The following is a 23,291-nucleotide window of genomic DNA, read 5'->3' on the forward strand; positions in this document are numbered from 1 at the left end:
CCCTGGTCGTACTCCCGCCTCGGGCCGTACCGCCGCCCCTGGCTGTGCATCCACCCCCGCCCCCCGTCGCTGGTCTTTGCGGACGCGGCTGGTGGTGTCGGCGGTGGGGTTGATCGGTGTGGTGGCGGCGGTTATCGGGGCGGTGACCACCATCGCGTTGCACTCGTACCTGCAAGACCGGTTGGACGCTCAGTTGAAGGAGTCCGTCGTTCGGGCGCTGGGGCCGAGGCCGCATGATCCGACGCGGGGCGCCGGCCTTGAATTCGTCGCGATGGGTGGTCAGCCGGTGGCGACCGTGGGCGCGCGGGTCGGGCCGGGCGGCACGGTCGAGGAGGGGGTCCGCAGCACCAACTCGCCCAGCCGGCTGCCCACCGACCGCCTGGCCGAACTGACCGCCGGACAGACCGCCGCCCTGAACGCCGTGAGGCGCGACGGCGCACCGCACACCACCGAGTTGCCCGGCCTGGGCGACTACCGCGTCCGGTCCGCGAAGGACGGTTCGCTCGTGGTCGGCATGCCGCTCGGGACGGTTCAGAGCACCGTGGGGCGGCTCGTCGCCGTCGAGGCGTGTGTGACGGTCGCCGGGCTGGTCGCGGCCGGGATCGCCGGAGCGGCGATGGTCGGTATCGCGTTGCGGCCGCTGCGGCGCGTCGCGTCGACCGCCACCCGGGTTTCCGAACTGCCGCTGCATCGGGGGGAGGTGGCCTTGCATGTGCGGGTTCCGGCGGCCGAGGCGGACGCGCGGACGGAAGTGGGGCAGGTCGGTGCGGCGCTCAACCGGATGCTGGGCCATGTCGGTGCCGCGCTCTCGGCGCGTCAGGAGAGCGAGACGCGGGTGCGTCGCTTCGTCGCCGACGCCAGTCATGAGCTGCGTACTCCGCTGGCGTCGATCCGGGGTTACGCCGAGTTGACGCGGCGCGGGCACGAACAGCCCGGGCCGGAGACCCGGCATGCTCTGGGGCGTATCGAGTCGGAGGCGGAGCGGATGACGGGGCTGGTGGAGGATCTTCTGCTGTTGGCCCGACTCGATTCCGGACGGCCGCTCTCGTACGAGAGCACTGATCTCTCGCCCTTGGTCGTGGACGCGGTGAGTGACGCGCGGGCCGCCGGGTCCGGCCACCGTTGGCGGCTGGAGCTTCCCGACGAGCCGGTGGTGGTACGCGGGGACGCCGCGCGGCTGCACCAGGTTCTCGTCAACCTGCTGGCCAACGCCCGTACGCACACCCCGGAAGGGACCACGGTCACCGCCCGGGTGCGCGGCGCGGGACGGGGGAGCGCCGTACGGATGGAGGTGCGGGACGACGGGCCGGGCATCCCCGCCGCCCTGCTCCCGCACGTCTTCGAGCGGTTCGCGCGCGGTGACGCCTCCCGTTCGCGTGCCGCCGGGAGTACGGGCCTCGGCCTGGCCATCGTGCAGGCGGTGGTCACCGCGCACGGCGGCACGGTGGAGGTGGAGAGCGAGCCGGGGCGGACGGTCTTCACGGTGACGCTGCCAGGGGTGGGCGATCTGGGTGCGGGTGATCCGGGTGATCCGGGTGAGCCGGGTGTGAGGGAGGCTGTGGCTGCGGGTGCCGCCGATGCCGGTGCGGGAGTGCGTACGGGGCCGGGCTCCGGTGCGGATGCGAACGCGGATGTGGATGCGGATGCGGACGTAGGTGTGCGGGCGCGGGCGGGTGCGTCGCCCCTGTAGTCGGTCACCCCTGTAGTCGGTCACCCCTGGCCCGTCGTCCCCCGTAGTCGGTCACCCTGTCCCCGTCGACCCGGTAGTCGGCCAGCCCCTCCCCGTTCGCCGACCCCTGTAGTCGGTCACCCCGTCCTCCCCACTCACAGCCCCGGCACAGGCTCGGCACACCCTCATGACAGCGGGCGCGGCGAGTGTCGTTGGCATGACGACGACACAGCCGGCCCGCGCACCGCTGGGCTCCCTGCCGCCACGCGCGCATCTGCGTCTCGGCCAGATCGAGACGGTCCTCGATGTAGTGATTCCCGTCTACAACGAGGAGGCCGACCTCGAACCCTGCGTGCGGCGGCTGCACGACCACCTTACCCGCACCTTCCCGTACGGCTTCCGGATCACGATCGCCGACAACGCGAGCACGGACCGTACTCCCGAGGTCGCCGCCCGGCTCGATGACGCGCTCGACGAGGTCACGGCCGTACGGCTGGAGCAGAAGGGGCGCGGCCGGGCGCTGCGCACGGTGTGGACGCACTCCAATGCGCCGGTGCTCGCCTATATGGACGTCGACCTGTCCACCGACCTCAACGCCTTGCTGCCGCTGGTCGCGCCGCTGATCTCCGGCCACTCCGATCTCGCGATCGGCTCGCGGCTCGCGCGCAGTTCGCGGGTCGTACGCGGGCCCAAGCGCGAGTTCCTCTCGCGTACCTACAACCTCATCCTGCGCGGCTCGCTAGCGGCCCGGTTTTCCGACGCGCAGTGCGGATTCAAGGCCGTACGCGGCGATGTCGCCGAGCGGCTGCTGCCGATGGTGGAGGACACGGGCTGGTTCTTCGACACCGAGATGCTGGTGCTGGCGGAGCGGGCGGGGCTGCGGATCCATGAGGTGCCGGTGGACTGGGTCGACGACCCGCACAGCACCGTGCACCTGGTGCGTACCGCCGCCGAGGATCTCAAGGGAGTCTGGCGGGTCGGGCGGGCGCTGGCGACCGGTCGGCTGCCGCTCGACCGGCTGGCCCGGCCCTTCGGTGACGACCCGCGCGACCGTGAGCTGTCCGGGGTGCCGGGTGGGCTGGCGCGCCAGGTCGTCGGCTTCTGCGTCGTCGGCGCGCTCAGCACGCTGTTGTATCTCGGCCTGTACTCCCTCTTCCGGCTCGGAGTGGGCGCTCAACTGGCCAATGCGGCGGCACTGTTGGTCTCCGCCCTGGGCAATACGGCCGCCAACCGTCGGCTGACGTTCGGGGTGCGCGGGCGGGACCGGGCGGTCCGCCACCAGGCGCAGGGGCTGGTGGTTTTCGCTATCGGACTGGCCCTGACCAGCGGCTCCCTCGCGGCTCTGGACGCGGCTACGGGAAGCCCGGCGCACGGCACCGAACTGGCCGTGCTGGTCGCCGCCAACCTCGCGGCGACGGTGCTGCGGTTCCTGCTCTTCCGCGCGTGGGTCTTTCAGGAGGGGGAGCGGGAGCGGGAGCCCGAGCGGCGTCACCCCCTCACCCGGAGCCACCCCCTCACTCCCGATAAGCCGCTCTCCCCCAACCACCTCCCCTCCCTCAAGCAACCCCCCTCCCCCAACCAACCCATGAGCCCCTCTGAGACCCTCGCCCCCAACACCCCACCAGGAGCCCTAAATGACCCCGCAGCCGCCCGCTACTCCCGCCGATCCGCCCCACCCGCCACCGCTCCCCGCGCAGGAAAGAGCGCTGGCGTCGGTCGCCGTTCCTCGGGAGACGTCCGCGTCGGAGCCCGCCGTGGAGGCGGCCGCAGGGAAGGCGGCCGTGGCGCCCGCACCGCCCGCACGTGCCCACGAGCCCCGCAGCCAGCCGCGCGGTCCGATCGAGCGGATCGTTCGCGGGCGGCCGATGGATCCGCGTGGGGCGCGGCTCGCGCTGCTGGCGTTGTTGCTGGTCACGGCCGTGCTCTATCTCTGGAACCTGTCCGCCTCCGGTTACGCCAACCAGTTCTATTCGGCCGCCGTGCAGGCCGGCAGCGAGAGCTGGAAGGCGTTCTTCTTCGGTTCGTCCGACGCGGCGAACTCCATCACCGTCGACAAGCCCCCCGCCGCACTCTGGCCGATGGCGCTGTCCGTACGGCTCTTCGGTCTGAGTTCGTGGGCGATCCTGGTGCCCGAGGCGTTGATGGGGGTCGCGACGGTCGGCGTGCTGTACGGGGCGGTGCGGCGCCGGTTCGGTGCGGCGGCCGGACTGCTGGCGGGCGCGGCGCTGGCGCTGACGCCGGTCGCCGCCCTGATGTTCCGCTTCAACAACCCCGACGCGCTGCTGTGCCTGCTCATGGTCTGTGCCATCGCCGCCGTCCTGCGCGCCCTGGAGGACGGGCGGACCAAGTGGCTGCTGCTGGCCGGGCTCTGTTTCGGGCTGGGCTTTCTCACCAAGACCCTCCAGGCGTGGCTGATCCTGCCGCCGTTGGCCGTTGTCCACGCAGCATGCGCGCCGGTCGCGCGGCGGCGCCGGTTCGGGCAACTGCTGCTCGCCGGCCTGGTGATCGTGGTCTCCGGCGGCTGGTGGGTGGCGATCGTCGAGCTGTGGCCGGCGTCGTCGCGTCCGTACGTCGGCGGCTCGCAGCACAACAGCTTTCTGGAGCTGACCTTCGGTTACAACGGACTCGGCCGGATCAGCGGCAACGAGACCGGGAGCGTCGGCGGGGGTGGCCCCGGCGGTGGCACAGGGGGTGGCGGCTGGGGCGAGACCGGCGTCACCCGGTTGTTCTCGTCCGACATGGGCGGGCAGATCTCCTGGCTGCTGCCCGCCGCGCTGATCCTGCTGGTCGCCGCCGTGTGTGTGCTGTGGCGGGCGCGGCGCGCGGATGCGGCCCGGTGTGCGGACGAGGCCGGTCAGCGGTCGGACGCGGCCGAACAGGCCGGTCAGCGGGCGGAGTTCCTGGTGTGGGGCGGTGCGCTGCTGATGACGTTCGTGACCTTCAGCTTCATGTCCGGGATCTTCCACCAGTACTACAACATCGCGCTGGCGCCCTACATCGCGGCGCTGGTCGGCATGGGCGCGACGCTGCTGTGGCGGCGCGGCGGACGGCTCGCCCCACTTGTCCTCGCGGTGACGGTCGCGGCGACCGCCGGATGGTCGTACGTGCTGCTGAACCGTTCGCCGGACTGGCTGCCGTGGCTGCGCTGGACCGTACTGGCGCTCGGACTGCTGGCGGCGCTCGGATTGCTGCGGGCGCCGGGTCTGCCGGCGGCGGCACGGGGCGGCCGTACGGCCAGGGGCGGCCGTGGGGTCGCGATGTTCGCGGCGGCGCTCGGGGTGGCCACGGCGCTGGCCGGACCGCTCGCGTACACGCTCAGCACGGTCAACACCCCCAAGGGGGGATCGATCATCACGGCCGGGCCTTCGGTCGTGGGTGGCCGGGGCGGCCTGGGTGGCGGGGGCGGATTCCCGGGTGCCGGTGGAGGGGGCGGCCGGATGGCCGCCGACGGTACGCCGCCCGGACCGCCCGGACCGCCCGGCCAACCCGGGACCGGGCAGGGTCGGAACCAGGGCCTGCCCCCAGGAACTGCCGCAGGCCCCGGCCGCAACCAGGCCGGCGCCCCGCAGGGCTTTCCCGGCGGCGGCCCGGCGGGCGGATTCGCCGAGCGGGGCGGCCGGATGGGTGGCGGCATGGGCGGTCTGCTCAACGGCAGCAAGGTGAGCGGCGCGGTCAAGGCGCTGCTGGCGCACGACGCGGACGACTACACCTGGGCGGCCGCCGCCATCGGTTCGCAGAACGCCGCGAGCTACCAACTCGCCACCGAGAAGCCGGTGATGGCGATCGGCGGCTTCAACGGAAGCGATCCCTCGCCGAGCCTCGCGCAGTTCAAGAGGTATGTGGGGGAGGGGAAGATCCACTACTTCATCGCGGGCGCGCAGGGCGCGCAGGGCGGTCGTGGCGGTCCCGGGAGCGGCGCGGGCGGCGCGTCGAAGATCACCTCCTGGGTGGAGAAGACCTTCAAGAAGGCCACCGTCGGCAGTGCCACCGTCGGCAGTGCCACGTCCGGCAGTGCCACGTTCTACGACCTGACGCGGACGGTGGACTAGCCGGCCGAGCCTCCCCAGGGGCCCAGCCCCCAGACACGAGTCCTCAGACCCTCAACCCAAAAACAAATGTACGGCGTATAAGTAACCCCTGTACGGTGTAAAGCACCCCGCCCGCACCGTACAGGGAGCCGCATGCCCACCCCCTCCCCCTCCACCCCGACGGAAACCCCGGCCGGTACCGCCCCTCCTGCCCCTCCCACCCCACCCACCCTTCCCACTCACGCCACCCGTTGGCTGATCCTCGCCGTCATCTGCGTAGCCCAGCTCACCGTTGTCCTCGACAACACGGTGCTCAACGTCGCGGTCCCCTCGCTCACCCGGGGAATGGGCGCGACCACCGCCGACGTCCAGTGGATGATCAACGCCTATTCGCTCGTCCAGTCCGGACTGCTGCTGACGGCCGGCAACGCCGCCGACCGCTACGGCCGCAAGAAGATGCTCGCCGTCGGCCTGGTCCTCTTCGGTCTCGCCTCGCTCGGCGCCGCCCTCGCCCAGTCGCCCGGCCAACTGATCGCCGCCCGCGCCGGCATGGGGGTCGGCGGCGCGCTGCTGGTGACCACCACGCTCGCCGTCGTCATGCAGATCTTCGACGACGCGGAGCGCCCCAAGGCCATCGGCATCTGGAGCTCGGTCAACTCCCTCGGATTCGCCGCCGGGCCGCTGATCGGCGGCTCACTGCTCGACCACTTCTGGTGGGGTTCGCTCTTCCTGATCAACCTGCCGGTCGCGCTCGTCGCGCTCGCGGCCGTCGTCACCCTCGTCCCCGAGTCCAAGAGCACCGGCGGGGACCGCCCGGACCTGGTCGGAGCGCTGCTCTCCATGATCGGCATGGTGGGCGTCGTCTTCGCGATCATCTCCGGCCCGGGGTCCGGCTGGCTGTCCGGCCGGGTACTGCTCTCCGCCGCCATCGGCCTCGCCGGCCTCGCCGTCTTCGCGCTGTGGGAGCTGCGCGTCCCGCACCCGATGCTGGACATGCACTTCTTCCGCAACCGCCGGTTCATCGGCGCCGTCTCCGGCGGCATCCTCGTCGCCTTCGGTATGGGCGGCTCGATGTTCCTGCTCACTCAGCATCTTCAACTGGTCCTGGGATACGGCCCGTTGGACGCGGGGCTGCGGATGGCGCCGCTCGCCGTCACCGTCATCCTGGTCAATTTCACCGGCCTCGGCGCCCGCCTGACGCCGAAGCTCGGCACCCCCGGGATGATCGTCTCCGGGATGACGCTGCTCGCGGCGGGCCTCGCCGCCGTCTCCACGCTCGGCGGTGACAGCTACGGCGGCATGCTGGCCGGCCTCGTCGTGATGGGCGTCGGGGTGGCGCTCGCCATGCCGACGATGGCCAACGCCATCATGTCCGCGATACCCCCGGCCAAGGCCGGTGTGGGGGCCGGCGTCAACGGCACACTGATGGAATTCGGCCAAGGTCTCGGCGTGGCCGTTCTGGGCGCGGTCCTCAACTCGCGGTTCGTGGCGCTGCTGCCGCTGGTCGCCGCGGGCGCCGGCTCGCTGCCCGCGGCTTTCGCCCGCACCCGTACGGACGCCGAACGCGCCGCCGTCCACGACGCGTTCGCGGCCGGCATCGGCACCAGCCAGCTCGTCGGCGCGGCCGCGGTGTTCCTGGGCGGACTGCTCGCCGCGGTACTGCTGCGCCGGGCGGAACGCGGCGGCGGGGAAGGCGTCGACCCTCACCCCGGAACGGACCCCGGCCCCGGCGGAATAGCATCGGCGGTGAAGATCCGTACGGGCCGTGACGGTGACGGTACGTACGGGCCGCGACGGTGAAGATCCGTACGGGCCGTGACGGGATGGTCCGTACGGGGACGGCGCCAGATCCGTATCCAGATCCGTATCCAGATCCGTATCCAGATCCGTATGGGGCGGCGCCGGCGACCGACCGTACCTACCTCGGTGGGTCATGCACGTACCTCGGTGGGTAACGCCCGCAGGGCCCGTCCGGCAAGGGCAGCGAAGGGAAGGGGCGCCATGGCAGCGACGAACGGGCTCGGCAGGGAGCGGCCGAAAAGCGTGTGGCTGACCGAGCGCCCTCCCCTGAAACGCAAGGCGGACCAGCCGGCCGGACTGGACCTCGACAAGATCGTCGCGGCGACGGTGCGGCTGCTGGACGCCGAGGGCCTGGCGAAGTTCTCGATGCGCCGGCTCGCCGCCGAACTCGGCGTCACCGCCATGTCGGTCTACTGGTACGTCGACACCAAGGACGACCTGCTGGAGCTGGCCCTGGACGCGGTGGCCGGCGAGATGACGCTGCCCGACGAGTCGGACGCGGACGCCGACTGGCGCGCTCACCTGCGCGTCCTGGCCGTCGCCTACCGCGACATGCTGCTGCGCCATCCCTGGGCGGCGCGGCTGCTGGGCGAGTTCATCAACGTCGGCCCGCATGCGACGGCCTTCTCCAACGCCACGCTGCGGGTGATGGGCCGCAGCGGCCTGGACGCCGAGCGCACGTCCGGCGCGCTGGCCTCCGTCTTCCACTTCGTCTACGGCTTCTCCACGATCCGGGGCCTGCACGAGGCGCGCTGCCGGGCGGCGGGCATCAGCCTGGACGACTACTTCGCGCAGGTCGTCGCCGCGATCTCGGACCGTCCGGAGTTCGCCGAGACGATGGAGCTGTCCATCAGGGCCGCGTACGCCCGCGAGGGGCGCAGCGCTCTGGAGATGCTGGACAGCGAATTCGCCTTCGCGCTCGACCTCCAGATCGCGGGCATCGAGGCCATGCGGGATGGACAGGACGGCCAGGGCTGACGTATCGGCAGGACGGCCAGAGCTGACGAAGCGACAGGCCGGCCAGGGCTGTCGAGACGAAGGGGCCTGACGAGACGAGCGCCGCTGACACGACGCAGGGGCTGACACGACGCAGGGGCTGACGCGACGCAGGGGTTGACGCGACGACCGGCGCTGACGCGGTGAGCTGACGCGACGAAGGGGCGGACGAGGCGACGGAGGAGGCCGGTGAGGTGGGGGAGCTCCCCTCTCTCCCCTCCTCCCCTTATCGCGGCGTGATCGCGATGCCCTCCGGCTTGATCCCGGTGGGAAGCGTGGTGCGGACCCTCGCGATCGCCGGTTCGATGACGGACACGGTGTGGGAGTCCTCATTGGTGACCCAGACCCGGCTGCCGTCGGGGGTGACGGCGACGCCCTGGGGGTTCAGCCCTACGGGGACGCGGGCGACGATCGCTCCCCTGCGGGCGTTGATGATCAGCAGGGTGTTCGTCGCGGTGTCGACCACGTACAGGCATGACCCGTCGGGGCTGACCACATTGCCGAGCGGGGCCTTACCGGCCGGGATGGTCCGGCTCACCCTGCCCGTCTCGGTGTCGATGACCGAAATGGTTCCGGAGCCGGTGTTGGAAACGTAGAGCTTGTCTCCCCCGGTGGTGGCACTGATGCCGCTGGGGAAGTCCCCGACCGGGATGACCCGGTCCGCGTGGTGGTCGGGATCGATGGCGGTCACCGTGTTGGAGCCGCTGTTCGTCACGTACGCCCAGCCGTCCGGGGTGGTGGCGACGCTGTGCGGGAGGCGGCCGACGCGCACCTTGGCGATCACGCGGCGGGCGCGGACGCTGATCACGGAGACGGTGTCGGCACCGAAGTTGGTCGTCAGCACCTCGTCGCCGTCCCGGGTGGGCGTCGCGGCGAAGGGCCGGTCGCCCACGGGCACGGTGGCGGTGACCATGCGGGTGGCCGTGTCCAGGAAGGAAACGTTGTCAGACTGGCTGTTGGCGACGTAGACGGTGTTGCCGTCCGGCGCCGCGCCGACCCCGGTGGGGGCCGCCCCCACGCGCGTGGATCCCAGCGGGCGCTCGGGGCGGGTGTCGTACACCGAGACGGCGTGCGAGCCGCTGTTGGCGACGAAGGCGTTGATCCGCGCCGGCCACTGGGCCTTGGCGGAGTTCTCTGCGGTGCTCGCCCCGGCCGGGCCCATGACCGCCGGCAGGGTGGCCAGCACGGCGATGGCCGTGACCAGCCACCGCGTTCGGCGGTGACGCGGGGGCGGTGCGGACGCTGCCCGGTGGGGTGGCAGGCCGAGGGACGAGGAGGCGGGGGAAACGGTGGGTCGTGGCACGCGGGGTCAGTCCTTCCGGGGCGGCGGCTTGAGGGGGGAAGCCAGCCGCAGTCGAACACACCGATACAGACATTCGCATCCGTATGCGCCCATGCATCCCCTTGCTGCCACGCGGGAGGATTACTCGGGCCGGGCGGGTGCCCGCCATCCGGCCCTCACTCAACGTCGCCAGAAGTCCGCGGAAAACGGCAAATCGTTGCACAGAGTGACAGGAGGGTGCTCTGAAGCCATCCGGAGCAGCCGGCCCGCCGTCGCCGCCCGCCCCACGCTCCCCCGCCGCTCACCCCATCGGCAGCCTCTCCCCCCGCACCGCCTGGATGTCCAGCTCGACCTTCAGCGTGGTCCCGATGGCCGCGATGCCGGCCGCGACCACCTGGTTGTAGTTCATCTTGAAGTCCTCGCGGCGCAGCTCGGCCGTGGCCCGGAAGGCCGCGCGGACGCCGCCCCACGGGTCGGGGCCGGTGCCGAGGTAGCTCAGGCCGAGGTCCACGGGCCGTACGACGCCGTGCAGCGCCAGCTCGCCGTGCACCGTCCAGCGGTCCGGGCCGGCCGGTTCCACGCCGGTGCCGCGGTAGGTGATCTCCGGGAACTCCGCCACGTTCAGGAAGTCCGCCGACCGCAGATGGCCGTCGCGCATCGCGTTGCCGGTGTCGATCGACGCGGCCTGGAGGGACGCCTGGACCGTCGACCTCGCCAGGTCCTCGGCGATCTCGATCCGGCCGCCGAAGTCGGTGAACCGGCCGTGCACGCTGGAGATCCCCAGATGCTGGGCGACCGCGGCCACCGTCGAGTGCATCGGGTCGATCGTCCAGGCGCCGGGGGGCGGGAGTTCCGCGCCGCCCTGCCGCGCGAGCACGACCTGGCCGACGTCCATCCGGCCGCTCGCCGTCACGATGGCGGTGGAGGCGACCGGCGCGTAGCCGACGGCGGTCACGATGACGGTGTACGGGCCGGCGGGCACCGGCCGCGCGCTGCGTACGGCGCCCTCGTCGTCGGCCGCGACGCGCAGCACCTGCGCGCCCGTCATGTCGGTGACGGTCAGCACGGCGTGCTGGACCGCCCAGCCGTCCCGCGTCCGGATCTGCGCCCGCACGCCCGCGGTGCCCGCGCCGGCCCCCGTGCCCGCGCCCGTCCCGGCTCCCGACGCCGCTACGGCTCCCGATGCCGCTCCGGTGTCCGATCCGGCTCCGCTGCCCGCTCCCGCGCCCGTCGAAGTCATTACCTCTCCCGTTGTTGCCTGATGGGGTGCCCCGGCACATGGGGGCTCCCCGCTCGGAGCGAAGCCGAGAGTGGGGAAGCCGAGAGCTCGGGGGAGTGTCGGGCTCCGGGCGGCGGCGTGCAGGCCGTCCCCTGCCTGTGCGCACGGCCGCCGCCGGAGCCCTGTGGTCCGGGCCGGGGCGCGTCTCCGCTCGACGCGCGCCCCGGCCCGGGGTTTTCGCCGCCCGGCCGGTCGTGCCGGGCGTCCGGGTCAGTCCCCGGGGTGGGCGAGTTCGATGTCGTAGCCATCGACCCCGTGTGCCTCGACGGCGAGGCCGGTGGCGACCGGCGGGTAGCCGCTCGCGATGACCGTGTAGTCGCCGGCGTCGAGGTCGGTGAAGGCGTACGCGCCGTCCTCACCGGTGGTGGAGGTGGCGACGACGTTGCCCGCCGCGTCCACCAGCGTGACCCGGGCGTCGGGCAGCGGGCGGCGGGTGCCGCTCGGGCTGCCCGCGCGCACGGTGCCCTGGAGCCGGGCGCCGGCCAGCAGTTCCACCTCGATACGGGTGGTGCCCTGGCCGCCGACCTCGACCGGCAGCGCGGTGGGCCGGAAGTCCGGCGCGTTCACGGCGACGGTGAAGGTCCCGGTGGTCAGTTCGTCGAAGGCGAAGTGGCCCTCGGCGCCGGTCTTTCCGGTGGCCAGCACCTCCCCGCGGACATCGGTGACGACGACCATCGCGCCCTCGACCGGCTCCCCGGTGACCGCGCTGCGGACCTGGCCGCCGAGGCCGCTGGTGCCGCTGAGCAGGATGTCGTAGCCGTGCGGCTGGTCGCCGACGACGACCGTGGACGCCTGCGGCTGGTGGCCGTCGGCGGCCGCGATCAGCACGTACGAGCCGGCGCCGGGGGCGTTCAGGACGTACGAGCCGTTGGCCTGGGCGACCGAACGGCCGAGCTGGCGCCCGCCGAGCGAGATCAGCGTGACCGCCGAGCGCGGTACGGGATTGCCCTCCGCGTTGCGCACGAAGCCGTGGATCGCGGAACCGGTCGGGGCGCCGTCACCGCCGCCGGCCGACGCCTGCGCCGCCAGGGGCTGGGTGGCCGCCGCCGCGGCCGGCTGTGCCCAGGACGGCGTGCGGCCGTCCTCGCCGGAGGAGTCGGAGCCGGCCGGAGGCGCGCCGACGAGTGCCGGCTCCCGGTCCTCGACCGGCGCCGGGGCGGCGGTCGAGGCGGCAGCGGTGGCGGGCGCCGTGGCCGCGGCCGTGCCGCCCTCCTCGCCGCTCGCGCTCTGCGCCAGTCCGCCGCGGGTCTTCAACGCGACCTCCTTGATGAACAGGGTGAAGAGGAAGGCGAGCAGCGCGCAGGGCGCCGCGTACAGGAAGACGTCGCCGACGCCGTGGCCGTACGCGCTCTCCATGACGGTGCGCAGCGGCGCGGGCAGGGCGTCCAGATCCGGGATGCCGCCGCCGGTGCCGCCCTGGGTGGCCGCCTTCGCCGCCTTCGGGCCGAGTTCGCTCAGGCCGTCCTTGACGTAGTGGGTGACGCGGTTGGCGAGCACCGCACCGAGCGCCGAGACGCCGACCGCACCGCCCAGGGAGCGGAAGAAGGTGACGACGGACGAGGCGGAGCCGAGGTCCTGGGGGGCGACCTGGTTCTGCGTGCACAGGACCAGGTTCTGCATCATCATGCCGATGCCCAGGCCCATCAGGGCCATGAAGAGGGCGATGTGCCAGTACTCGGTGTCGTAGCGGATGGTGCCCAGCAGGCCCAGGCCCGCCGTCACCAGCACGCCGCCGGCGACCAGCCACGCCTTCCACTTGCCGGTCTTGGTGATGATCTGGCCGGAGACCGTCGAGGAGATGAACAGGCCACCGATCATCGGGATCGTCATGACGCCCGACATCGTCGGCGACTTGCCGCGCGCGAGCTGGAAGTACTGGCTGAAGAAGACGGTTCCGGAGAACATCGCGATGCCGACGAACAGGGAGGCCAGCGAGGCCAGGGTGATCGTCTTGTTGCGGAACAGCCGCAGCGGGATGATCGGTTCCTTCGCCTTCGACTCCACGAAGACGAAGATCGCGCCGAGCACGACCGAGCCGCCGACCATCGCGGCGGTCTGCCACGACAGCCAGTCGTACTTGTCGCCGGCCAGCGTCACCCACACCAGCAGCAGCGAGACGGCCGCGCTGATGAAGAAGGCGCCCGCCCAGTCGACCTTGACGCCCTCGCGCTTGACGACGGGGAGCTTGAGGGTCTTTTGGAGCACGATGAGCGCGATGACGGCGAACGGCACGCCGACGTAGAAGCACCAACGCCAGCCCAGCCAGCTCGTGTCGGTGATGACGCCGCCGAGCAGCGGGCCGCCGACGGTGGCGACGGCGAAGGTGGCGCCGAGGTAGCCGCTGTAGCGGCCGCGCTCGCGCGGGGAGATCATCGCGGCCATCACGATCTGGGCCAGGGCGGACAGACCGCCCACGCCTATGCCCTGCACCACACGGCACGCGATCAGCATGCTGGTGTTCTGCGACAGCCCGGCCACGACGGAGCCCGCGACGTAGATGACGAGGGCGAACTGGACCAGCAGCTTCTTGCTGAAGAGGTCGGACAGCTTGCCCCACAGCGGGGTGGTCGCCGTCATCGCCAGCAGCGAGGCCGTCACGACCCAGGTGTAGGCGCTCTGGCCGCCGTCGAGATCGTGGATGATCTCCGGCAGGGCGTTCGAGACGATCGTCGACGACAAAATGGCGACGAACATGCCGAGCAGCAGCCCGGACAGTGCCTCCATGATCTGACGATGCGTCATGGGCGCCCCGTGGGAGGCGCTGTGGCCCCCATGCTTGGCGTGGCCGCCCCGCACACCGGCTGGTGTGGTCGTAGCCATGTGGTTCCTTTTCATCCTGCGGGTGTACGGGTGGTGGAGTCGTGATGCGCCCGGGTGCGGCAGTCGCCGAAGCTCGTACGGAGCCTGGCGAGCAGCTCGATGAGGTGCCCGACGTCGGCGTCGGTCCAGTCGTCCAGATACCGGGCAAGCGACTGGGTGTACCGCGCGGCGAGCTCCGCGAGGAGCTTCTTTCCGCTCGGCGTCAGGCGCAGCAGCCGCGACCGCTTGTCCGCCGGGTCGGGCTCACGCTCGATCCAGCCGCGATCCGCGACATGCGCGACGTGCCGGCTGGTCACCGACATGTCGATCGCGAGCAGCTCGGCGAGCTGGCTCATCCGCATCTCGCCGTGCCGGTCGAGGAGGGTGAGCACTCCGGCGGAGGCCGGCGGGCAGTCCTGGGGCAGGACCCGGCCCATCTCCCGCTTCACGGCACCGATGGCACTGAGTTGCCTGGCCAGCTCCTCGTACTGACTGTGAGCGGCCATGGGCTCCTCCCCGCGATCTTTTGTTGCTTTAGGCAACCATAGATTGGTTGGTTGCTGAAGGCAAACGATTCGGGGCCGGGGTGGGTAAAGGGAGCGAAAAGTCTGGGGTGGCGGCTGGTCAAATCGCGTATGCGAGGTGTAAAGGGCCTGGTCAGACGATGTGGCGTCGCAGCCCCCGCCGTTCGCCCGCACCTGCGCCCCGTACCCCCGACGCGCGCCCCAGGGGTGCCTCCCCGCCCCCCGTTCGCTAGGGTCCTTCCCCATGGCGACCAACCCGCAGAACCCGGCCGACGGCAACTACGATCCGGCGGGCAGCACCCAGATGTTCCGCGCCTTCGTGGACGAGGGCGGCCCCGCCCCGGCCGGCGCCCGCCGCGCCGCGGCCGCGCAGCAGTCCTCTTCGGGCCCGCGCGTGGGCCTCATCGCCGGCGTGATCGTCGCCCTCCTGGTCGTGGCGGGTGCGGCCTGGCTCGCCCTGTCCTGACCCGGCCCGCCGCCACGGCGCGCGAGAGCCGAGGGGCGACCGGCGACGGACGGCCCGGTCGACACCCCGCCACACGAACTTCCGCACACAAAGGGGCCCGGCACCGCCGGGCCCCTTTCACGTCAGTGCGTCATGCCTGGTCGGCGGCGGCCTGGAGGGCGGCGATGTCGATTTTCTTCATGCCGAACATGGCCTTCATGGCGCGTACGGCGCGCTCCTGGTCCGGGTCGTTCAGCATCTCCGCCATACCGCCCGGGGCGACCTGCCACGACAAGCCGTACTTGTCTTTCAGCCAGCCGCAGGGTCCCTCCTCGCCCCCTTCGGTGAGCTTGGCCCAGTAGTAGTCGATCTCTTCCTGGTCGGCACAGTCGATCTGGAGGGAGATCGCCTCGCTGAAGGAGAACTCGGGGCCGCCGTTGATCGCGATGTACGGCTGGCCGTCGAGCTCGAACTCGACGGTCAGTACGGTGCCGGCCGGCCGCGGGCCCGCCTCGTTGTAGTGCGTGACGTCCGTGATCTTCGAGTTCGGGAAGACCGAGCAGTAGAACTCGGCGGCTTCCTGGCCCTCGGTGTCGAACCAGAGGTTGGGGATGATCTTCGGCATGGTCTTCTCCCTGTAGCGGTGTCGCTGCCGTGCCTGTGCCTGTCCCTCTTTAGACCGTCGCACCGGTCGGAAGTCATCGCTATCCCAGGAAGCGGTTCGGTCGACTGAGGCGGTTCGGCGGGCCGGATCTCAGGATCGGTCTCCCGGTGGGTCTCCGGGGCCGGTCTCCGGGGCGGGCCTCCGGGGCTCACTTCCAGGTGAAGGACACGTCCTGGGTGTCGATGTGCATACCCAGGGGCACCCGCCAGGCGTCCACGCACAGTCGCCAGGTGGCGGTCTGCCGCTCCCCGGGGGCGAGCGGCAGGGGGAGGTCGCGGGTGGAGCGGATCGTGGCCCAGTCGACCCCGAGGCCGCCGATGACGTGGGTGCCGAACGCGACGGTGCCCCTGGTGACCGGGCGTCCGCCGGTGTTCAGGAGAACGAACGAGACCCTTTCGCACCAGCGGACGCCGGTGTCGGCGAGGGCGGGCCTGCCGATCACCAGGCCGGCGGGGGCGCCCGGTCCGGCCGGAACGGTGGGGGAGGGGGCGGGTGGCAGGGGAGTGCCCGGCCCGTCGTCCGCGCCGCCGTCGGAGGGGCGGGAGGGGTTGGAGGGGCTGGATCCGCCAGGTGAGGATGGCCGGGAATCGCCGGGCGGGGAAGGCGCGTTGGGGGAAGCCGGGGAACCGGGAGGCGCGGGTGACGTCGCGGGCGCGGGGGAGCCGCCGGTGCGGTGGCCGTCCGAAGCGGCGCCGGGGCCGTCCTTGCCGTTCTCGCCCGTCCGGGAGGAGGCGCCCGGCCCGGTGCCGGCGCGTCCGCCGTCGTCACCGTCCAGGGGCGTCAGCTCGACTCCGCCCGCGGGCGGGCCGGACTTCGCCGGGCCGCGTCCCTCGTCGGGACCTGCGGCGCCGACCGCCGCGTAGCCCTGCTCCGGCGCGCTGCCGCAGCCGGTGAGCAGGACGCTCAGGCACGCCAGGGCGGCCGTGGCGGAGGCAACAGTCGTCGTCCGTCGCATGCGGCCAGTGTTGATGACGGGCCGTCAGAAGTACAGGGGCGCGCAAGGGGCCGCGTACGGGTGCGGTCGTCGGGTACGGGTGCCGGCGCGGGAGCCGGCAGTGGTTCGTCGAGTTGTCCGCCGAGTGGCGCGAGAGGCGAGGTGCGAGTGGCCCCTCGGCGGACCGGACCTCAGTCGGCGATGAGCCCCTCGCGGAGCTGCGCCAGCGTGCGGGTGAGGAGACGGGAGACGTGCATCTGGGAGATGCCGACCTCCTCGCCGATCTGGGACTGCGTCATGTTGGCGAAGAAGCGCAGCATGATGATCTGCCGCTCGCGGGGCGGGAGTTTGGCCAGCAGCGGCTTGAGGGACTCGCGGTATTCGACGCCCTCCAGCGCGGTGTCCTCGTAGCCGAGGCGGTCCGCGAGGGAGCCCTCGCCGCCGTCGTCCTCGGGGGAGGGCGAGTCGAGGGAGGAGGCGGTGTAGGCGTTGCCGACCGCCAGGCCGTCGACGACGTCTTCCTCCGACACCCCCAGGCACAGGGCGAGTTCGGGGACGGTCGGGGAGCGGTCCAGCTTCTGGGCGAGCTCGTCGCTGGCCTTGGTGAGGGCGAGCCTGAGCTCCTGGAGCCGGCGCGGCACCCGCACCGACCAGGACGTGTCGCGGAAGAAGCGCTTGATCTCGCCGACGACGGTCGGCATCGCGAACGTCGGGAATTCCACGCCGCGTTCGCAGTCGAAACGGTCGATTGCCTTGATCAGGCCGATGGTTCCGACCTGGACGATGTCCTCCATCGGCTCGTTCCGGCTGCGGAAGCGCGCCGCCGCGTAGCGGACCAGCGGGAGGTTGAGCTCGATGAGGGTGTCGCGGACGTACGTCCGCTCCGCGCAGTCCTTGTCGAGCGTGGCCAGCCGCAGGAAGAGGGAGCGGGAGAGCGTGCGGGTGTTGATGGCGTCGTCGTCATGCACGTGCGGTGCTGGCGCGGGAATCGCGGGAAGCACCTTCGAGCTGCCCAGTTCTACGGACATGCCACCCCCTTGAGGTCGCGGTCGGGTCGCTGCGGCGTCCCCGGACCGAGGCGGACCGGGAAGTTATGCCTCCACCTGAATACCGGAAGCAGCGCCACGGCAAACGCGGTTCCTGCAGAATGTCACATGTCGGCAACACGCTGTAGCGCCAAGTCGACATATCTGCGCAGGACTGCGTCGCTCGTCCCGGTTAGGCTTCGATCCTGTTTGCGGACCTGAGACGGGCGAAGCTCCGCGACAGTAGCCGCGAGACATGCATCTGCGACACCCCCAATTCCGCGCTGATCTGTGACTGCGTCAGGTTGTTGTAGTAGCGCAGGAGCAGGATTCGCTGTTCGCGTTCGGGAAGCTGGACGAGGAGGTGGCGCACGAGGTCGCGGTGCTCGACGCCGGCGAGCTCGGGGTCCTCGTAGCCGAGGCGGTCCAGCAGGCCCGGCAGCCCGTCGCCCTCCTGGGCGGCCTCCAGAGAGGTCGCGTGGTACGACCGGCCGGCCTCCAGACAGGCCAGCACCTCGTCCTCGCCGATCTTCAGGCGCTCGGCGATCTCCGCGGTGGTGGGCGACCGTCCGTGCAGCACGGTCAGGTCCTCGGTGGCCCCGTTGACCTGCACCCACAGCTCGTGGAGCCGGCGCGGTACATGGACCGTGCGGACATTGTCTCGAAAGTAGCGTTTGATCTCGCCGACGACGGTCGGCATCGCGAAGGTGGGGAACTGCACGCCGCGGTCCGGGTCGAACCGGTCGATGGCGTTGATCAGCCCGATGGTGCCGACCTGGACGACGTCCTCCATCGGCTCGTTCCGGCTGCGGAAGCGCGCCGCGGCGTAGCGGACCAGCGGCAGGTTGGCCTCGATCAGGGCGGCGCGGACCCGGGTGTGCTCGGGGGTGCCCGGTTCGAGACCCGCCAGTTCCGCGAACAGCACCTGCGTGAGCGCCCGCGTGTCCGCGCTTCGGCTCTCGCGGGATGGAGCCTTGGGCGCAGTACGGGCCGTCACGGTCACGCCACCCTTCAGTGCATGTATCCGGCAAAAGCGGTCATAGCATCACAAGACATGTGCACTGTGTGCAAGCACCCCATAACTCCGTGTTGGGCGCAGAGTTGGCTGAGGAGAGGGTGGCGAGTGTGACGTGAGGGGTGCATGGGGAAGGTGGGCAGCGCCAGGGAGGGTCGTGGCGCGCCGGTACGGGGGCGGCGCGGCCCGCTCAGCCCTCCGAGTCCCCCGGAGGGGCGAACGGGGTGCGAGGGCGCGTACGGGCCGTACGGGGGCGCGGGAGGCCGGGTGCGCGCGGGTGGGAAGTCGCCACGGCGGCATGACGAAGCCCCCCGCCCGTAGGGGCGAGGGGCGGTGGCGCGTCGGGGTGACGGCTCAGAATTCGTAGTCGGCGATCACCCAGGTGGCGAATTCTCGCCACTGGCCCGCGGCCGCCTGGTGGGCCGGGTGCTCCAGGTAACGCTTGAGGGCGTCGGTGTCGGCCACGGCGGAGTTGATCGCGAAGTCGTAGGCGATCGGGCGATCGGTGACGTTCCAGCCGCACTCCCAGAACTGGAGCTCCGGAATCAGCCCTTCCAGCTCCGCGAACGCGCGGACGCCCGCCTGTACGCGCTCCTCGTCACGGGAGACACCTTCGTTGAGCTTGAACAGGACCAGGTGGCGGATCACTGGGGCCTCCGTGCGGCGAACGAGACGAGCCTGCCGCGCCGGCCGACCGGGCGCAGCCGGTCTAGCTGATCAGCTGGGTCATGAACTCGCCGACGCCCTGAGCGGCGGACGAGATGCCCTCGAAGCCTATCTGGACCAGGTCGGCGGCCCGCTGCGGGGACGTGATGATCGTGTAGAGCACGAAGACGATGACCAAATACAACGCGATCTTCTTCGCCTGCACCATCAGTCCCGTCTCTCCTATGGCCGTACCCGCAGTTCCCGGACGCAGTCGGGCGAGTGTAACCACACGTGTTCGACCGGCGGCAGCCGAGCCCACCGCCGAGGGGCGGCGCGGCCGCGGGCGGCCCGGCCCCCGATCCCGCCTCCACGGGCGGAAGGTTGCCAAGGCGGGTGGCGCGCCCGCCTCTTGGGGAACGCGGGGGTCGCCCAGGGGGAGTACGGACCCCGACCCGACCCGCCGCCGTGCAACCGGCCGGACGGCGCCCCGCGTCCCTCACCCCGTACGACGAGAACCCGCACGAGAACGCCGACGTGATCCGCCCCGGTGGCCCGCCACTTCGCCGGCTTCCGCGGGGATGCCCGTGCTTGCCCATAATGGCTGAGCCACATCATCCGAGGGGGAAGACTTCCATGCCCATGAACTCCGCACACCGCGAGGCCCGTTCAGGTGCCGCCGGACGCTCGGCGCGCCGCCGGCCGGCCGTCGTCCTGGCCCTGCTCATCGGCCTGTTCGCGGCGGCCGCCGCACCCGCCGCGGCGCACGCGCCGTCCGCCGCCCCGCACACCGTCACCGACGCGCGGACGACCGCCGCCACCACCGACCGGGCCGCCGCCGGCTCCGCCGGCCTTGTGAGCACCTCTTCGCACGCCCGCCTCTCGAAGGCGACGTGGGAGTCGGATGCCAAGTCGAAGTCCAAGTCGAAGTGGAAGTCGAAGGTGAAGAAGAAGCGCGGCTTCTTCAAGAAGCTCGGCATCTTCGCCATCGTGCTCTTCGTCGTCTTCCTGATCCTCGCCGTCGCGGCGGTCTGGCTGATCGTCCACTTCATCCGGCGCGCACTGCGCCGCGGGTAGCGGCGGAAACGGCGAAGGCCCCGATCCCAGCGGATCGGGGCCTTCGCCGTCTCATCGCGGCCGACTGCCGCCCGAGCCGTGTCACTTGGTGCGGAAGCGGCCCAGCAGGGTCTTCAACGTCAGTCGAAGTGACTGGTTCTTCTGCTTGAGGATGCGGGCCTGCTCCTGCGCGAGGTCACCTGAGCGCAAGATTCCGGCGCGCTGCTCCATATAGGCGGCCGGGTCGGCCTGAAACTCCCCGATGCGCGGGTCGGTTTCTAAGGCCACACCGTTCCAGACACCTGCAGTCGTACTCATGACTGAATCCCCCCAGGATTCTGCATCGCGTGCGCGTTTGTCGCGGTGGCTGGGCACAGGTTCCATCCCTAACCCCCGAGGTGAAGACCCGTCGCGGCCTGTTCCTCCGCACCACGGCGAGATCACTACCACTGCCCGCTCATGTTCCGATCATGAACGGTCATGATCACGACGTGCACACTGGGTAAGCCGAGCACATCGTCCTTACCTGCATCACACACTAGCCGAGGGATACCCGAACAACCCCGGAACTAAACGGATTTCGCCCAATGGAACTACTCTGCGTGTATCCTGCGTGACAGCACACACAGCAGCCTTCGGTTGGGGACAGGGGAGGGGTTGCACATGGGGTGGGGTGCGTTTTCCGCCGGCGCGCTGGCGGTGCTGGCATATGTGGCGCAAATGGTCATCGGCCTGGATATGGCCACGTGGCTGTTCTGGGTGATCACGGGTGTGGGAAGTGTGGCCACAGTGGCCACCGTTTGGCTGGCCAGTCGCCGGGTGACCACCGCCAACGAAGCGGCCACGGCCGCGACGAAGAATCAGCGGCGCGCCTTTGAGGACGTACTCGTTCCGCTCGCGGCCAACCTCGGACAGATCGTTTCGGCCTCCACCAAGGCCGAACGGATGGCGCTCCAGCAGCAGACCAAGCAGGCGATCGTTTCCCTCACCGCCTCTTTGATCGGCCCTCAGGACGTGCGGGCCTGCTTTCTGGAGCAGGTGCCCGGTACGCCGCCCGGGCAGCGCGAGGTGAAATGCCGTAACAGCCTTTGGTCGGGCCGGAATGTGGCACCGGTGACGACGTTCCGGGAGACGGATCTCCGGGGCAAGGAGTTATTGAAGCTGCTCGATGACGGCACCAGTACGTTTGTCGAAAACGTGGACCAATTACCCGACGCGTTAAAGCCCGACAGCGACACCTACAAGTCGTATATCGCCTGTGCGGTGACGGCGGGGGACGAATCGTTCGGAATACTGGCGGTCGACTGTCTCCGGCCGGGAGACCTGCACCAGGACGATGTGACCATGGTCGGGGTCTTCGCCCGCATGCTGGGCGTCGCGCTGGCCGTGAAGAAGTAACCGGGAGACCGGTCGAGCGAAGTCCGACGGGGGCGCCGGCGCCATGATGCGCCGGCCTCGTCGTGTGTGCGTACGCCGCACAAAAAACACCCCTCCGACCGCGTTTCCGCAGGTCGGAGGGGTGTTGCTGGCGGTAGCGGTGGGATTTGAACCCACGGAGGAGTTGCCCCCTCACACGCTTTCGAGGCGTGCTCCTTCGGCCGCTCGGACACGCTACCGAGAGAGAGCTTAGCCCACGGGGGGCCGTGCTCCGAAATCGGATTACGGGTGGGGGCCGGCCGGGACGTCAGCGGTCGCGGAAGAAGGCGGTGAGAAGGGCGGCGCAGTCGGCTTCGAGGACGCCGGTGATGACCTCGGGGCGGTGGTTGAGGCGGCGGTCGCGGAGGACGTCCCAAAGCGACCCGGCGGCCCCGGCCTTGGCGTCGCGGGCGCCGTAGACGACGCGGTCGACGCGGGACAGGACGCTCGCGCCCGCGCACATCGTGCACGGTTCCAGGGTGACGACCAGGGTGCACCCGGTCAGCCGCCAGTCGCCCGGCCGCCGGACGCCGCCCTCCTGGCCGGGAGTCGCACCCAGGGCTTCCTCCCGCAGCGCGCGGGCCGCCGCGCGCAGGGCGAGGACCTCGGCGTGCGCGGTGGGGTCGCCGGTGGCCTCGCGTTCGTTGTGGCCGGTGCCGAGCACCCGGCCGTCCGGGGACAGCACGACGGCGCCGACCGGGACGTCGCCGGTTGCGGGCGCGCGCGCGGCCTCCGCCAGCGCCCGCCGCATCGGTGCGATCCAGGGATCGCGCAGCGGATCGGGGCCCGGTGCGGGCTCGGGGGAGTGCGGGGAGGCGGAGGAGTGCACGGTCATGTCCCCAGTGTCGGGGACGGGCGGGGCGGGGCAGGAGGCCCGGGCCAAGGCGTGCCGGGCTGGGTGGACAGGTGGGGCGACGGGGGCGCGGCGGCTCGCGCCCGACCCCGTGGGTAGCGCACGGACCCGGCACGTGGAGCCGTGCCGGGGTCGGTGCGGTCGGTGTGCCGGGCCGTGCGCGGTCGACACGGGCCCGGCCGGGTCAGCGCACGGCTTCCAGGACCTCTGTGCAGCCCAGGAGGTCGACGATGGTGGAGAGGGCGTCGCTGTCCAGCGTGAGCAGCTCTTTGCCGCTGACGCCGAGATCGGTCAGGAGCTCGGCGTCGCCGAGCGGGCCGGCCGGCGGTACGAGGCCGGTCGGGCCGCTCACCGGGTCCGGGGTGTTGTCGTCATCAACGTTGTCGTCCGATTCGGGTTCGCCGTCCTCCGTACCGTCGAGGTCGAGGCTGTCGAGATCGGCCGCGTCGTCCTCCTCGCGGCCGAGGAGCTCGTCGGTCAGCATCGCGCCGTACGAGCTTTTGGCAGCGGCGGCTGCGTTGGAGAGGAAGACCCGGGGGTCGTCCTCGCCGTCCACCCGGATGACGCCGAACCAGGCGCCCTCCTGCTCGATGAACGCCACCACTGTGTCGTCGTCGACCGCCGCCTCTCGGGCCAGATCGGCCAGATCGGTCAGGGTCTCCACATCGTCGAGCTCCGTATCGCTCGCTTCCCACCCGTCTTCGGTGCGCGCGAGCAGTGCGGCGAAGTACACCGTGACTCTCCCACTGGTCATAGGCGTGCCGGGCCGGGCGGGGCGACGCTGGTGCGCCGCGGGACCCGCCCCTTCGGAATCGTGGCAGAAACAACGCGTTCGCGCGGGGTCTTCGGCGCTGCGTCGTG

The 23,291-nt window shown here is 71.3% G+C and carries 20 protein-coding genes, 1 tRNA gene and 1 pseudogene; 8 read left to right on the forward strand and 14 right to left on the reverse strand.

Annotated features, from left to right (window positions below):
- The first annotated feature begins 88 nt into the window (after window positions 1–88).
- The 5 genes and pseudogenes from ACZ45Z_RS19770 (at window position 89) to ACZ45Z_RS19790 (ending at window position 8,475) form a co-directional block, all read left to right on the forward strand.
- Window positions 89–1,690 carry a sensor histidine kinase gene (locus ACZ45Z_RS19770; RefSeq protein ID WP_468364181.1) on the forward strand — a complete coding sequence of 534 codons (1,602 nt, stop codon included), beginning with the start codon at window positions 89–91 and terminating at the stop codon, window positions 1,688–1,690.
- A 196-nt stretch (window positions 1,691–1,886) separates the two neighbouring features.
- A pseudogene (locus ACZ45Z_RS19775) lies at window positions 1,887–3,131 on the forward strand (bifunctional glycosyltransferase family 2/GtrA family protein); the annotation flags it as partial.
- 172 nt (window positions 3,132–3,303) lie between these two features.
- A complete protein-coding gene (locus ACZ45Z_RS19780; protein WP_468363784.1) occupies window positions 3,304–5,718 on the forward strand; it encodes an ArnT family glycosyltransferase in 2,415 nt (804 codons plus the stop codon).
- A 132-nt stretch (window positions 5,719–5,850) separates the two neighbouring features.
- The gene (locus tag ACZ45Z_RS19785) at window positions 5,851–7,497 is read left to right on the forward strand and encodes an MFS transporter (RefSeq protein WP_468363787.1); all 1,647 of its coding nucleotides are present in this window, start codon (window positions 5,851–5,853) and stop codon (window positions 7,495–7,497) included.
- A 201-nt stretch (window positions 7,498–7,698) separates the two neighbouring features.
- The gene (locus ACZ45Z_RS19790) at window positions 7,699–8,475 is read left to right on the forward strand and encodes a TetR/AcrR family transcriptional regulator (protein WP_468363790.1); all 777 of its coding nucleotides are present in this window, start codon (window positions 7,699–7,701) and stop codon (window positions 8,473–8,475) included.
- Between the two features lie 244 nt (window positions 8,476–8,719).
- Here the strand turns inward: ACZ45Z_RS19790 and ACZ45Z_RS19795 are convergent, their stop codons facing one another.
- The 4 genes from ACZ45Z_RS19795 to ACZ45Z_RS19810 all read right to left on the reverse strand — a co-directional run bounded on the left by ACZ45Z_RS19795 (window position 8,720) and on the right by ACZ45Z_RS19810 (window position 14,359).
- Window positions 8,720–9,796: a YVTN family beta-propeller repeat protein gene (locus ACZ45Z_RS19795; protein WP_468363793.1), complete on the reverse strand. Its 1,077-nt coding sequence runs from the start codon at window positions 9,794–9,796 to the stop codon at window positions 8,720–8,722.
- Between the two features lie 280 nt (window positions 9,797–10,076).
- Complete coding sequence (locus ACZ45Z_RS19800; RefSeq protein WP_468363795.1) at window positions 10,077–11,015, reverse strand: YceI family protein; 939 nt, start codon at window positions 11,013–11,015, stop codon at window positions 10,077–10,079.
- A 249-nt stretch (window positions 11,016–11,264) separates the two neighbouring features.
- Window positions 11,265–13,796: an MFS transporter gene (locus ACZ45Z_RS19805; protein WP_468363798.1), complete on the reverse strand. Its 2,532-nt coding sequence runs from the start codon at window positions 13,794–13,796 to the stop codon at window positions 11,265–11,267.
- 89 nt (window positions 13,797–13,885) lie between these two features.
- Window positions 13,886–14,359: a MarR family winged helix-turn-helix transcriptional regulator gene (locus tag ACZ45Z_RS19810; RefSeq protein WP_468363801.1), complete on the reverse strand. Its 474-nt coding sequence runs from the start codon at window positions 14,357–14,359 to the stop codon at window positions 13,886–13,888.
- Window positions 14,360–14,621: 262 nt separating this feature from the next.
- On the opposite strand from ACZ45Z_RS19810, the gene ACZ45Z_RS19815 reads away from it, so the two are divergent.
- On the forward strand, window positions 14,622–14,843 hold the full coding sequence (locus ACZ45Z_RS19815; RefSeq protein ID WP_468363804.1) for a hypothetical protein: 222 nt from the start codon (window positions 14,622–14,624) through the stop codon (window positions 14,841–14,843).
- Between the two features lie 130 nt (window positions 14,844–14,973).
- On the opposite strand, the gene ACZ45Z_RS19820 is transcribed toward ACZ45Z_RS19815, so the two are convergent.
- The 6 genes from ACZ45Z_RS19820 to ACZ45Z_RS19845 all read right to left on the reverse strand — a co-directional run bounded on the left by ACZ45Z_RS19820 (window position 14,974) and on the right by ACZ45Z_RS19845 (window position 19,334).
- Entirely contained in the window at window positions 14,974–15,447 is a 474-nt protein-coding gene (locus tag ACZ45Z_RS19820) for a VOC family protein (RefSeq protein ID WP_468363807.1), read from the reverse strand.
- 187 nt (window positions 15,448–15,634) lie between these two features.
- Window positions 15,635–16,441 (reverse strand): hypothetical protein, encoded by an 807-nt coding sequence (locus tag ACZ45Z_RS19825; RefSeq protein ID WP_468363810.1) that lies wholly within the window; start codon window positions 16,439–16,441, stop codon window positions 15,635–15,637.
- Between the two features lie 170 nt (window positions 16,442–16,611).
- Window positions 16,612–17,448 (reverse strand): RNA polymerase sigma factor SigF, encoded by an 837-nt coding sequence (locus ACZ45Z_RS19830; RefSeq protein WP_468363813.1) that lies wholly within the window; start codon window positions 17,446–17,448, stop codon window positions 16,612–16,614.
- A gap of 190 nt (window positions 17,449–17,638) precedes the next feature.
- Entirely contained in the window at window positions 17,639–18,448 is an 810-nt protein-coding gene (locus tag ACZ45Z_RS19835) for an RNA polymerase sigma factor SigF (protein ID WP_468363815.1), read from the reverse strand.
- A gap of 366 nt (window positions 18,449–18,814) precedes the next feature.
- On the reverse strand, window positions 18,815–19,108 hold the full coding sequence (locus tag ACZ45Z_RS19840; RefSeq protein ID WP_468363818.1) for a Dabb family protein: 294 nt from the start codon (window positions 19,106–19,108) through the stop codon (window positions 18,815–18,817).
- A 61-nt stretch (window positions 19,109–19,169) separates the two neighbouring features.
- The gene (locus ACZ45Z_RS19845; protein ID WP_468363821.1) at window positions 19,170–19,334 is read right to left on the reverse strand and encodes a hypothetical protein; all 165 of its coding nucleotides are present in this window, start codon (window positions 19,332–19,334) and stop codon (window positions 19,170–19,172) included.
- Between the two features lie 413 nt (window positions 19,335–19,747).
- On the opposite strand from ACZ45Z_RS19845, the gene ACZ45Z_RS19850 reads away from it, so the two are divergent.
- A complete protein-coding gene (locus tag ACZ45Z_RS19850) occupies window positions 19,748–20,182 on the forward strand; it encodes a hypothetical protein (RefSeq protein ID WP_468363824.1) in 435 nt (144 codons plus the stop codon).
- Window positions 20,183–20,263: 81 nt separating this feature from the next.
- Here the strand turns inward: ACZ45Z_RS19850 and ACZ45Z_RS19855 are convergent, their stop codons facing one another.
- On the reverse strand, window positions 20,264–20,479 hold the full coding sequence (locus ACZ45Z_RS19855) for a hypothetical protein (RefSeq protein ID WP_468363827.1): 216 nt from the start codon (window positions 20,477–20,479) through the stop codon (window positions 20,264–20,266).
- A gap of 345 nt (window positions 20,480–20,824) precedes the next feature.
- Between ACZ45Z_RS19855 and ACZ45Z_RS19860 the strand changes: the two genes are divergently transcribed.
- On the forward strand, window positions 20,825–21,559 hold the full coding sequence (locus ACZ45Z_RS19860) for a GAF domain-containing protein (RefSeq protein ID WP_468363829.1): 735 nt from the start codon (window positions 20,825–20,827) through the stop codon (window positions 21,557–21,559).
- 128 nt (window positions 21,560–21,687) lie between these two features.
- Here ACZ45Z_RS19860 and ACZ45Z_RS19865 read toward each other — a convergent pair.
- The 3 genes from ACZ45Z_RS19865 to ACZ45Z_RS19875 form a co-directional block, all read right to left on the reverse strand.
- Window positions 21,688–21,777 (reverse strand) — tRNA-Ser (locus ACZ45Z_RS19865).
- A 68-nt stretch (window positions 21,778–21,845) separates the two neighbouring features.
- Window positions 21,846–22,412: a nucleoside deaminase gene (locus tag ACZ45Z_RS19870; RefSeq protein WP_468363832.1), complete on the reverse strand. Its 567-nt coding sequence runs from the start codon at window positions 22,410–22,412 to the stop codon at window positions 21,846–21,848.
- 202 nt (window positions 22,413–22,614) lie between these two features.
- Window positions 22,615–23,163, reverse strand: coding sequence for a tRNA adenosine deaminase-associated protein (locus tag ACZ45Z_RS19875; RefSeq protein WP_468363834.1), 549 nt, complete (start codon window positions 23,161–23,163; stop codon window positions 22,615–22,617).
- Window positions 23,164–23,291: the final 128 nt, after the last annotated feature.

This window comes from Streptomyces sp. NPDC031210 (assembly GCF_055570395.1).

Bases quoted from the DNA above. Each gene is read 5' to 3' on its own strand.
- ACZ45Z_RS19780 (WP_468363784.1), top strand. From the start codon at position 3,304: ATGACCCCGCAGCCGCCCGCTACTCCCGCCGATCCGCCCCACCCGCCA.
- ACZ45Z_RS19785 (WP_468363787.1), top strand. From the start codon at position 5,851: ATGCCCACCCCCTCCCCCTCCACCCCGACGGAAACCCCGGCCGGTACC.
- ACZ45Z_RS19790 (WP_468363790.1), top strand. From the start codon at position 7,699: ATGGCAGCGACGAACGGGCTCGGCAGGGAGCGGCCGAAAAGCGTGTGG.
- ACZ45Z_RS19800 (WP_468363795.1), bottom strand. From the start codon at position 11,015: ATGACTTCGACGGGCGCGGGAGCGGGCAGCGGAGCCGGATCGGACACC.
- ACZ45Z_RS19805 (WP_468363798.1), bottom strand. From the start codon at position 13,796: ATGACGCATCGTCAGATCATGGAGGCACTGTCCGGGCTGCTGCTCGGC.
- ACZ45Z_RS19810 (WP_468363801.1), bottom strand. From the start codon at position 14,359: ATGGCCGCTCACAGTCAGTACGAGGAGCTGGCCAGGCAACTCAGTGCC.
- ACZ45Z_RS19815 (WP_468363804.1), top strand. From the start codon at position 14,622: ATGGCGACCAACCCGCAGAACCCGGCCGACGGCAACTACGATCCGGCG.
- ACZ45Z_RS19820 (WP_468363807.1), bottom strand. From the start codon at position 15,447: ATGCCGAAGATCATCCCCAACCTCTGGTTCGACACCGAGGGCCAGGAA.
- ACZ45Z_RS19825 (WP_468363810.1), bottom strand. From the start codon at position 16,441: ATGCGACGGACGACGACTGTTGCCTCCGCCACGGCCGCCCTGGCGTGC.
- ACZ45Z_RS19830 (WP_468363813.1), bottom strand. From the start codon at position 17,448: ATGTCCGTAGAACTGGGCAGCTCGAAGGTGCTTCCCGCGATTCCCGCG.
- ACZ45Z_RS19845 (WP_468363821.1), bottom strand. From the start codon at position 19,334: ATGGTGCAGGCGAAGAAGATCGCGTTGTATTTGGTCATCGTCTTCGTG.
- ACZ45Z_RS19850 (WP_468363824.1), top strand. From the start codon at position 19,748: ATGAACTCCGCACACCGCGAGGCCCGTTCAGGTGCCGCCGGACGCTCG.
- ACZ45Z_RS19855 (WP_468363827.1), bottom strand. From the start codon at position 20,479: ATGAGTACGACTGCAGGTGTCTGGAACGGTGTGGCCTTAGAAACCGAC.
- ACZ45Z_RS19860 (WP_468363829.1), top strand. From the start codon at position 20,825: ATGGGGTGGGGTGCGTTTTCCGCCGGCGCGCTGGCGGTGCTGGCATAT.
- ACZ45Z_RS19870 (WP_468363832.1), bottom strand. From the start codon at position 22,412: ATGACCGTGCACTCCTCCGCCTCCCCGCACTCCCCCGAGCCCGCACCG.